The organism is Maribacter halichondriae (assembly GCF_027474825.1).
Lineage (GTDB): Bacteria > Bacteroidota > Bacteroidia > Flavobacteriales > Flavobacteriaceae > Meishania > Meishania halichondriae.
Window position 1 is genome coordinate 3,388,853 of sequence record NZ_CP107030.1, and the last position, 13,792, is coordinate 3,402,644.

Consider the following 13,792-nt stretch of genomic DNA (forward strand, 5'->3'; position numbering starts at 1 on the left):
GTTGTCCGATGCCCCATTTATCCGGCTCCTTGTCGACTATTTACTTCGTTTGGATGCAATATTATCTAACTTTATCGTTATCAGGTTTAGGTCTCGACTTTCCCACAAAAGAATATTCTGATTTTCCTGGCAAAAGGATGCATAAATGATTTTAAAATTACTTCCTTTCTCTTATTTAGCGTTGTCATAAGTGCACAACAAATCGGAGATTTTATTTCCGTACCGCCTGGTGCTCAGAATACTGATTTTGTCATTCCTTCTACACATCGTTTTCAAAAAATTATCGAAACCGGAGATGCCCTAACCGAAGGAGGGGCATTAAAGAACAAAAATGACTTTGCTGGCTATGTTCCTATTGCCGGGAGCAGTGAAAATGGATATTTAAGTATCAATTCGGAAGATGCTCCGGGCGGAGTTGCGATACTTGACATAAATTACAATTCAAATACAGGACTTTGGCAAACGACCCGATCGGAAGCAGTCAATTTTGACGGGGTTTTTGCTACTGCAGCCAATTGTTCAGGAACTGTTACCCCATGGAATACTATTATTAGCTGTGAAGAATATACGAGTGCTGAATTGGAAAATAATCCAAACCTTCCTTTTCAGGGGTCTAGAGATTTTAATAATGACGGATATGACGATTTTGGTTGGGCCATAGAAATTGATCCGGTCACCAAAACGGTAATTGACCAGCCCGGCGGATTGAATGGCGCCGATAAGCTATGGGCCATGGGCAATTTCAAACATGAAAATGCAGCTATTCACAATAATCAGCGTACGGTCTACCAAGGGGCCGACGCAGCGATAGGCTACTTGTACAAATTCATTGCGGATAATGCACAAGACCTGAGTAGTGGAAATCTCTATGTATATAGCGGGTCTAAAAATGGCTCTGGCAGTTGGATCCAGCTTGCCAATACAACACAGGCCGAGCAAAATTCAACGGTACAACAGAGTGCAAATCTGGGCGCTACTGTCTTTGATGGTATTGAAGATGTTGAAATAGGCCTTGACGGCATGGTCTACTTTGCCGTAAAAAGTGAGAACAGGGTGTATCGTTTTCAAGATTCAGATCCTATTTCTGGTACGACGGTTTCGCAAATGGAAACCTATGTTGGCAATGCAGCCTATAATGTGCAACACGAGGGGGTACATCAACTGTTGATTGGGGGCATGGAAATGATAACCTTGCTTTTGACGGGCAGGGAAATTTATGGGTGATGCAAGATGCAAACGACTATCAGAATTATATATGGGTCGTTGAAAATGGTCATTCACAAAGTAGTCCAAAAGTAAAGATATTCGGTCGTACACCCGTGGGCTCCGAACCTACAGGTATTACGTTTTCACCCGATTATCGTTTTCTTTTCATGTCGATTCAACATCCCAATGTCAATAATGGAAGTACAACACAGACCGATGCAGCAGGTAATGCAATAGCTTTTGATAAAGATCTTACACTTGTAATCTCGCTTGAAACACCTACAAATCAGACTTGGTATCTTGATGCTGATGGGGACGGTTATGCCGACCCGAATACGGTTTTAAGTCCCACGAGTCCTGGAGTGGGATATACAAACAGTACTTTACTAACAACCGATTGCGATGATTCTAATTCCGCGATTAATCCAGAAACAGTTTGGTATCTAGATGGTGACGGCGACGGTTTTGCGGATCCTAATACCGTTCAAAGCTGCCTTAGTCCTGGCGCAGGATATTCCATAAACTCTTTGCCAACTACGGACTGCGATGATGATGATTCTTCTGTCAATGCACCTTCTACATGGTACTTGGATACCGACGGTGATGGTTTTGCCATTGCACCAACGATGGAAAGTTGCCAGAGTCCCGGTACGGGATATACAAGAAACATTTTGCCGACCACGGATTGTGACGATAACGATGCTTCGGTGAACGCTTCGTCTACCTGGTATTTGGACGCTGATGGTGACGGTTTTGCTGTTCCAACCACTGTAGAAAGTTGCCAAAGCCCCGGACCGGGTTATACAATGACAGTGCTACCGACCACAGATTGCGATGACACAAATAATTCCATAAATGCCTCGGTAATCTGGTATTTGGATGCCGATGATGATGGATACGCCGCATCGGAAACCATAGAAAGTTGCTTTAGTCCCGGAACGGGCTATACAATGACCGTATTGCCCAATACCGATTGCGATGATGGTGACGCAAGTATAAATATGGCGTCGACTTGGTACTTGGATGCAGATTTGGATGGTTTTGCAGACCCGAACACCATAGAGAGTTGTCAGAGTCCCGGTTCCACGTATACGCTAACTATATTGCCGACCACGGATTGTGACGATAACGATGCTTCGGTCAATACGCCTCTGATTTGGTATTTAGATACTGATGGTGATGGCTTTGCTTCACCCGAAACCATAGAAAGTTGCCAAAACCCTGGAAATGGCTATACAACGTCTGTTTTGCCAACAACGGACTGTGATGATAACAATGCAATGTTCAACCTAATATCAACGTGGTATTTGGACGCTGACGGAGATGGGTTTGCAGATCCTGAGACCGTTGAGAGTTGCCAAAGCCCTGGTCCTGGTTTTAAGACTACTGAGATGCCGACTACCGATTGCGATGATGCGGATGGGACGGTCAATTTAGAGGCGCTTTGGTATTTAGATGTGGACGATGATGGCTTTGCGGATGAACCACCAGTAACAAGCTGCAAAAGACCCGGTGATGCTTATACCTTGAGCGAATTACAGTTAAAAACTGACTTGGCCGATGAAAGGGGTATTCTCTATCCAAACCCGACCGATAGCGAAGTGTACGTGCAGCTCGATAAAACGTATGATGAACTGGATGTCGAAGTATTGACTTTGAACCGGGTTCAGGTATACGCTAAGAAGAGCACAAATACCGACATAATTTCCTTTGACCTCATTGGGCAGCCTACCGGGGTATACTTTCTACAGGTACGAAACCAAGGCGAACGTATTGGTTTCTATAAAGTAATAAAGTTATAATCAGCCCAGAAAACACAATTCGACACAAAACAGGAAATCTTCTCGGGGCATTTGAAATCATGTTTGGAATTTCAATTATTACTTACATCCACCTTTTTTCTTAATAATTGCATCCTTCTTAAATCATCGGAAGCTTGTAGTAGTTTTTTCAACAGAGCGGGATTTAAATCAGGGTTTGCCTCAATAAATTTTTGAAGAATCTGGTATGACTCCGGCGAATTATATTTACCTATGGTATTGTTCAGCCATCCTTTGGGAAAAAAGATATCCCCTGTTTTTTGAATTTCGTCCAAAAGTTCCAAACTGGGTTTTAGATATTGAATGGTTTCCCTGTGCCGAAGTGGATGGTTCAAATAGTTTAAGGCACTGAGCGTCCAGTTCTCTTTTTCCCGGTTTTCAGCATCCTTCAAACTTTCAAAAAAAGCATTGCGAATTGCTGGTTCATTGGATAGCGACGGTAACAGAAATTCAAAACGCTCGCGCTTGTCGGGGTTGCTAATATTCTTTTTTGCAATTTCAAGAATTTCAGTTGTGTCAGGGTGTTCGAAAAGGGCCAAGGTCATGGCCATACGGGTATAATCATCCTCATTGAGCTTAAGATCCGGAATTATAATTGATTTGTTCCAAATTTTATAGAGGGTTTCATTTCCCGAATCGGAGTAGGCAATAGATTGAAAGCTACCAAATAGTATCTTTTTAATATTTGGCGGCAGGTCGCTTTGTAGCTGTCGTATCAACTGATTTTCTAGATTGGATTGGTGTTTTTCCTGTTGTGCCTCGGTAAGGTATGTCCAAAAGAGCATGTTCAGATAGCCTGAAATCAGATTGACCAAAAGCTCGTTTTTTTCCGACAAGAGGCTTTTCTGATAGAGGTTGAAGAGGGTTTCTGCCGCTAGATTTCCGTTCAACGCGTTTTCATAGGCATTGATGTAGGTGTAACCGCGGGCAACTTCATCCTCGATATCCAGAATGGCATCCAAATTTTCCGTATCGATGGGGAAAACGCCATAGCCAAGTCCGTTCGAATTATAGATAATAGCCTTTGGTTTTTTCAACCCAGCCGCGTTTTCAATAGCATTTTTTGGCTTTGAAACAGTTGCGGTTAGCTTGTGAACACTATCCGAGTAGACCATTGAAATGTCAAAGGTCTGTGGCCAGATACCATCGCTACCATCTTCTGCTTCTTGCATCAGTTCAAAAGTGTCAATGGTACCGTCGTCGTTATAAGTGATCTTTTCTTGAAACAAGGGTCTGCTCGAACGGTTGACCCAGATTTCACTCCATTTTTTTAAATCGGTCTTCGTTTCCTTGTCCAACAGTTCCACGAGGTCGTTCCAGACCGCATTACCATATTCGTATTCCTTTATATAGGCTTGAATTCCTTTTTGAAAAGATGCCGTTCCCATAATCGTTTCCAATTGTCGCATCATAATGGGTGCCTTGTTATAGATAATACTTCCGTAAAGGGATCCCGCATCATTGAGGTTTTCCAAGTTTTGACGGATTGGATTCGTGCCCAAGGTCCGGTCTTCACCATAGGCCCTGGGGTAGTGCGTGACCATGAACGCTAGGTCATGATTGATGTCTGGAAAAACAGGATTAACGATTTTATCCGCCATAAAATTGGCAAATACTTCTTTCATCCAAACATCGCTGAACCAGTCCATGGTTACAAGGTCGCCGAACCACATATGGGCCGTCTCGTGCGCAATCAATTTGGCCCTCGAAAGTCTTTGGTTTTCGGTGGCGCTTTCATCAAGAAACAGCGCTCCTTCGCGATATTGTATTGCACCTACATGTTCCATGCCGCCGTATTGAAATCCAGGGATTGCCGCATAATCGAGTTTTTGAAATGGAAAGGGATAGGCAGTGTAGTCTTCTAGAAATGCTATAGATTGCCGGTGCGAATCAAAAATTTTGGAAGGCTCAAATCGATTTTGGCACTATCGTTTTCTCGATAGAGCAAGGTCATGTCAAAATTATCGCGACTTTCTGAAGCTTTTTGAAACTTACCGGAAACAAAGGAAAACAGATAGGTGCTCATGGTGTCGGTCGTGCCGAATTCGTGTATTGTAAAATCACCATTTTGTGAAGTACGTTTTTCCAGAGCACCGGAGAGCACTTGCCAGTCGTTAGGTGCCGTAATCGTCAAGGTGTATTTAGCTTTTATATTCGGCTGGTCGAAACAAGGAAACAAAGTACGTGCCCGATCCGGCACCAAAAGCGTATAGAGGTATTCGTCATTTCGGTTGAGTGACAGTTCGCCCATGGTAAATTCGATTTCGATTTCGTTGGTACCTACCTTGAGATGGTCTGGAGAAATTTTCAAATGTTCATTTTGATGGAAAATCTCACACTTGTTCCCGTTGGTTTTTAAGGATTTTAAAAGATTTGATTCTTCCTTGAAATCTAAAAGAAGCGGGGCATCGAGATTTGAAATGTCCAGTTTTAATTTCAGTACTGCGGAAATCGGCGCTTCCTTTTGCTCAGGAATCTTAAAAGCAAGTCCATATTTGACATTTGAAACCTGTTCACTTCGATATTCGGCCAAGGCCAAGGGTACGCCTTCCTTTAGAAAAGTTTCGGCCGAAGGTGGGTTGCTACAGCACAATAAAAGAAGCGATACGAAAATACAATAAACACTTTTCAATTTTCTAGGGATAAAATAGTACGGTCATCATACCTGTGGTTGAGGTCGAAAGGTAACTAATGAGAAAATCTAATACAAGTTCTTCCTTTAAGCGGAATGCCTACTCAGGGGGTAAGATATTTATAAAAATTATTTACCCTGACCGGCGTAGGTCTTCCAATCTTTCTCTTTGTAGATGTCATCACCAAAATACTTGGCGATTTCAAGAAAGGGCTTTGGTTTTTGATATCCCGGTACGGGTGACAGCATATTCATTTTTTCATCAAGGAAAATTGTCGTTGGGTAGCTCATTTTTCCTTGCATCAATGCCGCGGCGAATTCATGGTATCCTTTTCTTCCCGAAGGAACAAATTTATAGGTCTTGCCTTTAAATTCGATAGGGTCTTTGCCTTCTCCATCCAATTTTACCATATAGAAGTTATCGGCCATATAGTTCGCCACTTCCGCGTTCTGAAAAGTATCCTTATCCATTTTTTTTGCACCAACCGCACCAATCGGTATAGACATCTACGAATATCTTCTTTGGATTTTTGTCCGTTTCGGCCAATTTGGCTGCTTCCTCCCAAGAAAGCCATTTTACTTCTTGAGCCTGAATTGTCAAGGGCAATGATACCATTATAAATAGCAGAATAATTTTGATGGAATGTGGGGCCGATAGTTTCATGTGCTTTTTTTGTCGAGTTAGTCCAAATACTATACCAAAACTAACGAAAATACCGTCGCTTTATTTTACCAAGGACTTTTCCTTTTTAGGAACGAACAAATCCTTAACGTCCACTTGATTTCTGATCAGGTCATCAAAAGTCTCGCGTTCACGAATCAAAACAGCCTTCCCCCTATGCCAGAGTACTTCGGGCGGTCGAAATCGGGAGTTATAATTACTCGCCATGGTAAAGCAATATGCGCCCGCATTTCTAAAACAAAGAATATCTCCTTCCGCAATTTCATTGATTCTTCTGTTGTTGCCGAAGGTATCCGTTTCGCAAATGTATCCTACCACGGAATAGTAACGTTCACGCCCATCAGGATTCGAAATATTGGAAATCGAATGGGTAGCCCCGTAAAGCATGGGCCTAATTAAGTGGTTAAATCCAGAATCAACACTGGCGAAGACTGTTGAGGTGGTTTGCTTGACCACATTCACCTTGGCCAAAAAGTAACCTGCTTCGCTGACTAAAAACTTACCCGGCTCAAAGGCGAGGGTCAATTCTCTGCCGTATTCATTACAAAACTCATTAAAGCGATAGCTCAATTTTTTACCCAATTCTTCGACATTGGTTTCGATATCACCTTCTTTGTATGGTACTTTGAACCCACTGCCAAAATCTATAAAATCCAAGTTTTTGAAGTTTTTTGCCGTCTCGAAGAGGATTTCCGAAGCATATAAAAAGACATCGATATCCAGAATATCACTTCCCGTATGCATGTGGATCCCGTTGATATTCATTTTAGTCAAATCGACGATACGCAGCAAATGGGGAATCTGGTGAATACTGATGCCGAATTTTGAATCGATATGGCCCACAGAAATATTTGAATTTCCCCGGCCATCACATGCGGATTGATACGGATACAAACTGGAATCTTTGGATGCTTGCTTCCAAATTGCTCCAGTATAGAGAGATTATCGATATTGATACGTACGCCAAGTTTTGAAGCTTCCTCAATTTCTTCAAGTGATACTCCGTTTGGGGTAAAAATAATATCTTGTGGTTCAAAACCCGCCAATAGACCTAGTTGTACTTCTTGAATTGAAACGGTATCCAAACCACTTCCAAGACTGTTCATCAATCGTAAGATCGTAATGTTCGACAGAGCCTTAGCGGCATAGTTCAGCTTCAATTTCTTGACACCGCTAAAGGCATTGGTCAATCTTTTGAATTGTGAAATTATCTTTTCAGAATCATACACATATAGAGGGTCACCGTATGTTTTTGCGATTTTCAGTAGATCGGCATTTTTCATTTCGCTATCAATTTGGGGTAAATCTAACGCACTTATGGGTATCTTCCAAGAATTTTATACTCAATTATAATTAATACAACAAAATGTTATGTTTGTAACAATTAAAATGATTGATACGATTTGTTGCTATGCATCATGAATTGTACATTTAAAATGAAAAATATTGACTTATGAGATTACCTTTCTTTCCGTTACAATCCGTTTTTTTCCCAGGGGAATCGGTACCCTTGCACATATTTGAAGAACGATACAAACAATTGATAATCGACTGTAGGGAAGAAGCAATAACCTTTGGTATTCCTGTTTATATATATGGAAATGTGACCTACGGCACCGAGGTGCAATTGGTGGAAGTTGTAACCACTTATGAGAATGGTGAAATGGATGTGGTTTGCGTTGCACGTCAAGTGTTCAAGATTTTGACCTTTGAAAACGAATTGCCCGATAAACCCTATGCAGGTGGTGAAGTACAGTTTTTGGATTCGATAAACGATATCGACGAGTCGTTAAAAGCTGAGGTTCTGGGGTTGATCGAAGAACTATACAATCTTATGGATGTGCCTTCTACACCGATGCCCTTAGAAAAATTTCACAGTTATGTTTTGGCCCATAAAATGGGACTATCCTATGAACAAGAGTTTGAACTCTTGCAATTGTCAAAAGAAAGTGAACGGCTTGATTTCATAAAAGCTCATCTAAAGGGTACCATTGCCGTCTTGAACGAAGTTGAACGCACGAAAAAGACTATTGAACTGAACGGTGATTTCAGAAATTTCGACCCGTTGGATTTTAAGGGGTTTAAGGAGTAGTAGGCGGTTTGCAGTTGGCAGTTGCAGTTAGAAGTCGGCAGTAATCAATAATTTAATCCATCTTTTGAACCCTGAATTTTTACTGCCGACTGCAACTGCCAACTGCCAACTTTTTTCTTTATTTTTGCCAGCGAACCAAAGACATTATAATATATGAACCTTCATGAGTATCAGGGTAAAGAGATTTTGGCAAGTTTCGGTGTACGCATTCAACGCGGCATCGTTGCGCATAATGCAAAGGAGGCCGTAGAGGCCGCAAAACAACTGACCGCCGAGACCGGAACGGGCTGGCATGTCATTAAGGCCCAGGTACACGCGGGTGGTAGAGGGAAAGGTGGTGGCGTAAAATTAGCCAAAAATCTGAAGGAAGTGGAAGAATTAGCCGGAAGTATCATCGGTATGAACCTGATAACTCCACAAACTTCTGCGGAAGGAAAAAAGTACACCAAGTTTTGGTCGCCGAAGATGTTTACTATCCCGGGGATAGCGAGACCAAGGAATTCTATATGTCGGTGCTTTTGAACCGCGGAACGGGAAGAAATATGATTATGTATTCCACGGAAGGAGGAATGGACATCGAGGAGGTAGCCGAAAAAACACCACATCTTATCTTCACCGAAGAAATCGACCCTGCTGCTGGATTGTTGCCCTTTCAAGCACGTAAGATCGCATTCAATTTAGGATTGTCGGGTACCTCTTTTAAAGAAATGACCAAATTCGTATCATCTTTGTATAAAGCCTATGTTGAAAGTGATTCGAACATGTTCGAGATTAATCCCGTTCTGAAGACTTCCGACGATAAGATTATGGCCGTTGATGCAAAGGTTTCCATTGATGACAATGCGTTGTATCGAAGAAAGCAATATGCAGAAATGCGAGATTTGCGGGAAGAAAACCCTATCGAAGTCGAGGCGCGTATGGTCGGATTGAACTACGTCGATCTTGATGGTAACGTCGGCTGCATGGTCAATGGTGCAGGATTGGCAATGGCTACGATGGATCTTATAAAAATGGCCGGCGGGGAGCCAGCCAACTTTTTGGATGTAGGCGGCACCGCCGATGCCAAAAGGGTAGAAGAGGCTTTCAGGATTATTTTGAAAGACCCTGCAGTAAAGGCAATATTGATCAATATTTTTGGTGGAATCGTGCGGTGTGACCGGGTAGCACAAGGTATAGTCGATGCCTATAAAAATATGGGGGATTCAATTAAGGTACCGATCATAGTTCGATTGCAGGGTACCAACGCCGAATTGGCCAAAGAGATTATTGATAATTCTGGTCTGGCCGTACATTCAGCGGTGCAATTTCAAGAAGCCGCTGATAAAGTGAAAGAAGTGTTGAACTAGACTTTTGCAATATAAAAGTGAAGGCCATGTGAAGACATGGCCTTTTTTTTGTCAAATATATTACCCTATTGTTATGCGTTTTTAGTTATGGTTAACCTTCTCGATTTCAATGGATAATGTTCTTTTTCTTCCTTTGTTTTAGCGTAGCAGGCAATATGGAGAATGATTAATTATTTGTTAAAAATGAGATTTATTGTAACATTCTCATTTCTGAGGCGTCTTTTTAATAACATCATCAATCAGTATTAATCAAATTCTGCAATAACATCGACAATCATCGAAGCAGGATTAAAAACAAACAAGTCATGAGAAAATTCAGTTTAGCACTGGTAGCTGCAATGCTACTTATCACATCAGGTGTTTTTGCCAACGATTCTAAAATCGATTCCAAAAAAGCTGACCCCAACAAAACCATTTCATCACAGATTGCAGAACTTTTAGATGACAATCCTTTTGTATTGACGCACGATTTGACCGCCAATATCAAGTTCATGTTGAACGACCAGAAAGAGATTGTTGTACTTTCTGTAGATACCGAGGATGAAGTTTTGGAAGGTTTCTTAAAAAGTCGTTTGAACTACACCAAGGTAGAATCTAAAGACTGTAAAGAAGGCGAAACCTATACTGTTCCTGTACGGATAACAGAGTAATAGGTAGTTGTACTTTATAAAGAATAAAAATCCTGATGTAATTTATTGCCTCAGGATTTTTTCTTGTTCTTATATTTTACCGGACTTATGTCCGTGTCCATTTTCCTTCTTTGAATTGCCTTGTAGACTGGTTTTGGTGCATCGGGTTTTTTTGCAGTATTTCTAGTAGATAGAACCTCGCTAGGTTCTTTGGGATTTTCTTTTGTCCCCCTAAGATGAATTACGAGTCCGTTCAAGAAATTACGAAGTACTTGGTCTCCACAATCCATATAGTTTGGATGGTCCTCCTTTCGGAAAAAGGCACCAAGTTCGCTTTTCGAAATTTTAAAATCGACCAATTCCAGGATATCCACGATTTCATCGTCCCGTAACTTTAGGGCTACCCTTAGCTTTTTGAAAACATCGTTATTGTTCATCGAACTTTTTTTGGCAAGGTATTACAAAATTATTTGTGCATATCGAAGCCTCAAGTATTTTGGTCGATTATATACGAAAAGTTGGTAATTATTGTTATATATGACACGGCCTTTGCCCTAAATCACTCTTAATGAGTAGCTACGAAGAAAAATTAAGTATTTTATCTGAGATGATTTCTTTTGCGAAAGTGGACAATACGGTCAAAGAATCCGAGTACAATTTATTACTGGGCGTGGCGACACACCTTGGTGTCGACAGAAATACATTTGATTCCCTTTTTGAAAAGGAAGCAAAACACGTTATTCCAAAATCACAGGCAGATCGTATTCTGCAGTTCCATCGGTTGGTGCTGTTGATGAACGTTGATGCCGTACAGGAAGAAATAGAAATAGGTAGACTTCATAATATAGGTTTGGGCATGGGCCTGCCACCTTCTGCGATCGAACAGGTACTTTCCATTATGCACGAATATCCTAATAATGTAGTACCGCCGACTGTGCTTATCGATATCTTCAAGGCACATTACAATTAATTTTTCCTCTTAGTTAATGGGTCAATTTCCACTGGAAATTTACAATAAGCGCCATTTTGACAGTATCCACATCACAAAAAAAGACATAAAGGCAGTTTTTCTGTATTGGTATATGTTTTGTCTATATAAACACGAAAACAAAGTTTAATAAAAAACATATAGTCATGAGTATAGTAAGAAGAAACAATTTGGTATTTCCTTCAATAATGAACGAAATTTTCAAACCCGATTGGTTCGGAGGAATGGAGAAACTGAATAGTAGCGTTCCCGCGGTCAACATTAAGGAAAACGAAAAAGATTTTGAATTGGAGCTAGCCGTTCCCGGAAGAAAAAAGAATGATTTCAACATTGAAATCGATAATAATCTTCTAACGGTATCCTCTGAAATGAAGACTGCGAACGAGACTTCTGAAGACAATTATACCAGAAGGGAATTCGGTTTCACTTCGTTCAAGAGAGCGTTTACTTTACCGGAAACCATTGATGAGGATAAAATCAAAGCGGATTATGTGGATGGACTCTTGCGCTGCACGCTTCCTAAGAAAAAAGAGGCATTGCCAAAACCTAAGCGAATGATTGAGCTTAAGTAAACTGCCTCAGCACAAGCCCGCAAGTCATTGAAAGGAAATTCATGTTTGATTGCGACGCAAGCGTCGGAGCATTTAAATCTCGATTATCGAGTAAAAAATTGAAGAAATTATGTTGTGTCGTACCGTCCCGGTAAGACTTTCATAATGGTTGGTTTAGTTGGTTAGTTTGGGAAGCGTCCCGCGCATCTGTGTGGGGCGCTTTCTTATTCAATAGGTTCATCTAAAATTGCCAGACAGGTAATGATTCCCTCCAAAAAATTGCCCAAACGAAGATTTTCATCCGGACTATGAATATTATTGTCTGGATTTGGAATCCTGATGGAAACCGCAGGTATGTTCAGGGTGGTGATAAAGGGCGACATGGGTTGCGAACCCCCGGTGGTACGCATGTTTACGAACTCACTCCCAAAGACTTTTCGCATGGTCTTCTCTAGGTGTTTCCCTATAGGGGAGTCCATATCCGTTCGAAAAGCTTTTGAGCCTAGTTTGTAGTTAAAGGATGCTAGCTTGGGATATTTTCTTCGTTCATCGTCCGATGGAATGGAGTCCACTAAATGAAATCCATCGTCCTTGATGTGTTTTTTAAGTGATTCCATCAAACGTTCACCATCTGATTCCGGTACTAAGCGCATATCTATTTCCACAACAACCTCCGAGGGAATGATGGTCCGTACTTCATCGCCGACCCATGCCGCATTTAAACCCCTGATGTTCAAAGATGGATATTGCAATGCTTCCTGATAGGTTTTTCCCACGGCATCTGCTCTTGCGATACCTAAACGTTGTTTGATGCTATCCAAATTTTCCGGAACATTATTGAGCAATCTTTTTTCTTTTTCTGATAGTACGATACCGTCATAAAAACCTTCCAAGGTTACACGCCCATTTTCATCTTTCAATCTACCCAATAGTTTTGCGGTCTCGAACACGGGGTTCGGCGCAATATTGCCATACTGACCACTATGTAACGGATTTCGAGGTCCAAAAACTTTTAAAGTAGCTGTAGCGATTCCCCTAGCGCCAAATGTTAGGGTCGGCAGGTTCGAGAGGTGCCTGGTGCCGTCCATGATAAAAAGCATGTCGGCATTCAATAACTCCCGATTTTCTGTCACTGCTTTTGGAAGGGAAGGCGAACCCATTTCTTCTTGAAAGTCCATAATGACTTTTATGTTGAAAGCTAGTTTTACTTTTTTGTCCTGTAAAATTTGCAAAGCGGAAATCAAAGACATTGCGGGACCTTTTGAATCGGAAGCCGACCTGGCAAAAACTCGCCAATCGGGATTGAACTCGGTTTTCAGTTTTTCGGAATCGGTAATGTTCCAAATTCCGGAATCATCTTTTTCCTTCAAAACAGGTAAGAACGGATTTGGTTGGCTCCACTTTGTGGTGTCTACAGGTTGGCCATCAATTTGCAAATAGAACAAAACCGTTTTCAATTTTTTATCGACTTTTTTTTTGGCAAAGAGTAGGGGGCACCTTCGGTTTTAATGGCCTGTGTTTCGAATTTTAAATCGGTAAAAACAGAGTCGCACCATTTTAAATTTTGTTGGATTTCATTTTCAAAATGACCATCGTTCGGTAGCTTTAAAAAGTCTATCAAATTGAAAATCGCTTCAGGAAATTTTTCTCCTGCGGCCGTATTTATTTTTTCTGGGGATAAGGATTGCGCGGTCGAAAAAAATCCGCAAAAAAGGAAGAAAAGTAGAACATCAAATTTCTGGCTATTGACGGGTCCAATTTTCGAAAAAATAAAGCGAAAGAATGGATTTCGGTGCATTTTACTGAATTTAGACAAATCTAAAAATTAATATTAAAATATTTAAAA

General features: G+C 41.1%; 10 protein-coding genes and 4 pseudogenes. 8 read left to right on the plus strand and 6 right to left on the minus strand.

The window, feature by feature from the left end; all coding sequences use genetic code 11:
* Positions 1-429: 429 nt before the first annotated feature.
* From N8A86_RS15740 to N8A86_RS21690, 3 genes and pseudogenes are all read left to right on the plus strand, one after another.
* Positions 430-1,224, plus strand: coding sequence for an alkaline phosphatase PhoX (locus N8A86_RS15740; RefSeq protein ID WP_273569077.1), 795 nt, complete (start codon positions 430-432; stop codon positions 1,222-1,224).
* Positions 1,218-1,331, plus strand: a pseudogene (locus tag N8A86_RS15745) (hypothetical protein); the annotation flags it as partial. The gene N8A86_RS15740 and the pseudogene N8A86_RS15745, both read left to right, overlap by 7 nt.
* Before the next feature lie 42 nt (positions 1,332-1,373).
* On the plus strand, positions 1,374-3,008 hold the full coding sequence (locus N8A86_RS21690; RefSeq protein ID WP_337251809.1) for a T9SS type A sorting domain-containing protein: 1,635 nt from the start codon (positions 1,374-1,376) through the stop codon (positions 3,006-3,008).
* A gap of 71 nt (positions 3,009-3,079) precedes the next feature.
* On the opposite strand, the gene N8A86_RS15755 is transcribed toward N8A86_RS21690, so the two are convergent.
* The 4 genes and pseudogenes from N8A86_RS15755 to lysA form a co-directional block, all read right to left on the minus strand.
* Entirely contained in the window at positions 3,080-4,924 is a 1,845-nt protein-coding gene (locus N8A86_RS15755) for a M1 family aminopeptidase (RefSeq protein ID WP_337251810.1), read from the minus strand.
* Positions 4,897-5,658, minus strand: coding sequence for a gluzincin family metallopeptidase (locus N8A86_RS15760; RefSeq protein WP_273566257.1), 762 nt, complete (start codon positions 5,656-5,658; stop codon positions 4,897-4,899). Before N8A86_RS15760 ends, N8A86_RS15755 begins: the two co-directional genes overlap by 28 nt.
* Positions 5,659-5,787: 129 nt before the next feature.
* Positions 5,788-6,274, minus strand: a pseudogene (locus tag N8A86_RS15765) (thioredoxin family protein).
* Positions 6,275-6,382: 108 nt separating this feature from the next.
* Positions 6,383-7,623 (minus strand): annotated as a pseudogene (gene lysA / locus N8A86_RS15770) (diaminopimelate decarboxylase).
* Positions 7,624-7,793: 170 nt separating this feature from the next.
* On the opposite strand from lysA, the gene N8A86_RS15775 reads away from it, so the two are divergent.
* The 3 genes and pseudogenes from N8A86_RS15775 to N8A86_RS15785 all read left to right on the plus strand — a co-directional run bounded on the left by N8A86_RS15775 (position 7,794) and on the right by N8A86_RS15785 (position 10,428).
* On the plus strand, positions 7,794-8,432 hold the full coding sequence (locus N8A86_RS15775) for an LON peptidase substrate-binding domain-containing protein (protein ID WP_273566258.1): 639 nt from the start codon (positions 7,794-7,796) through the stop codon (positions 8,430-8,432).
* A 153-nt stretch (positions 8,433-8,585) separates the two neighbouring features.
* Positions 8,586-9,778: pseudogene (sucC, locus tag N8A86_RS15780) on the plus strand (ADP-forming succinate--CoA ligase subunit beta).
* A 305-nt stretch (positions 9,779-10,083) separates the two neighbouring features.
* Positions 10,084-10,428 carry a hypothetical protein gene (locus N8A86_RS15785; protein WP_273566259.1) on the plus strand — a complete coding sequence of 115 codons (345 nt, stop codon included), beginning with the start codon at positions 10,084-10,086 and terminating at the stop codon, positions 10,426-10,428.
* A gap of 50 nt (positions 10,429-10,478) precedes the next feature.
* Here the strand turns inward: N8A86_RS15785 and N8A86_RS15790 are convergent, their stop codons facing one another.
* The gene (locus N8A86_RS15790) at positions 10,479-10,844 is read right to left on the minus strand and encodes a DUF1456 family protein (RefSeq protein ID WP_273566260.1); all 366 of its coding nucleotides are present in this window, start codon (positions 10,842-10,844) and stop codon (positions 10,479-10,481) included.
* A gap of 131 nt (positions 10,845-10,975) precedes the next feature.
* Here N8A86_RS15790 and N8A86_RS15795 point away from each other — a divergent pair, with 131 nt between their 5' ends.
* On the plus strand, positions 10,976-11,377 hold the full coding sequence (locus tag N8A86_RS15795) for a TerB family tellurite resistance protein (RefSeq protein ID WP_273566261.1): 402 nt from the start codon (positions 10,976-10,978) through the stop codon (positions 11,375-11,377).
* Positions 11,378-11,541: 164 nt separating this feature from the next.
* Positions 11,542-11,967: an Hsp20/alpha crystallin family protein gene (locus N8A86_RS15800; RefSeq protein ID WP_273566262.1), complete on the plus strand. Its 426-nt coding sequence runs from the start codon at positions 11,542-11,544 to the stop codon at positions 11,965-11,967.
* Between the two features lie 203 nt (positions 11,968-12,170).
* Here N8A86_RS15800 and N8A86_RS15805 read toward each other — a convergent pair whose 3' ends face one another.
* The gene (locus N8A86_RS15805) at positions 12,171-13,403 is read right to left on the minus strand and encodes a M20/M25/M40 family metallo-hydrolase (RefSeq protein WP_273566263.1); all 1,233 of its coding nucleotides are present in this window, start codon (positions 13,401-13,403) and stop codon (positions 12,171-12,173) included.
* Positions 13,404-13,792: the final 389 nt, after the last annotated feature.

Coding starts and splice junctions, on each gene's coding strand:
- N8A86_RS15795 (WP_273566261.1), top strand. CDS start 10,976: ATGAGTAGCTACGAAGAAAAATTAAGTATTTTATCTGAGATGATTTCT.
- N8A86_RS15775 (WP_273566258.1), top strand. CDS start 7,794: ATGAGATTACCTTTCTTTCCGTTACAATCCGTTTTTTTCCCAGGGGAA.
- N8A86_RS15790 (WP_273566260.1), bottom strand. CDS start 10,844: ATGAACAATAACGATGTTTTCAAAAAGCTAAGGGTAGCCCTAAAGTTA.
- N8A86_RS21690 (WP_337251809.1), top strand. CDS start 1,374: ATGTCGATTCAACATCCCAATGTCAATAATGGAAGTACAACACAGACC.
- N8A86_RS15785 (WP_273566259.1), top strand. CDS start 10,084: ATGAGAAAATTCAGTTTAGCACTGGTAGCTGCAATGCTACTTATCACA.
- N8A86_RS15800 (WP_273566262.1), top strand. CDS start 11,542: ATGAGTATAGTAAGAAGAAACAATTTGGTATTTCCTTCAATAATGAAC.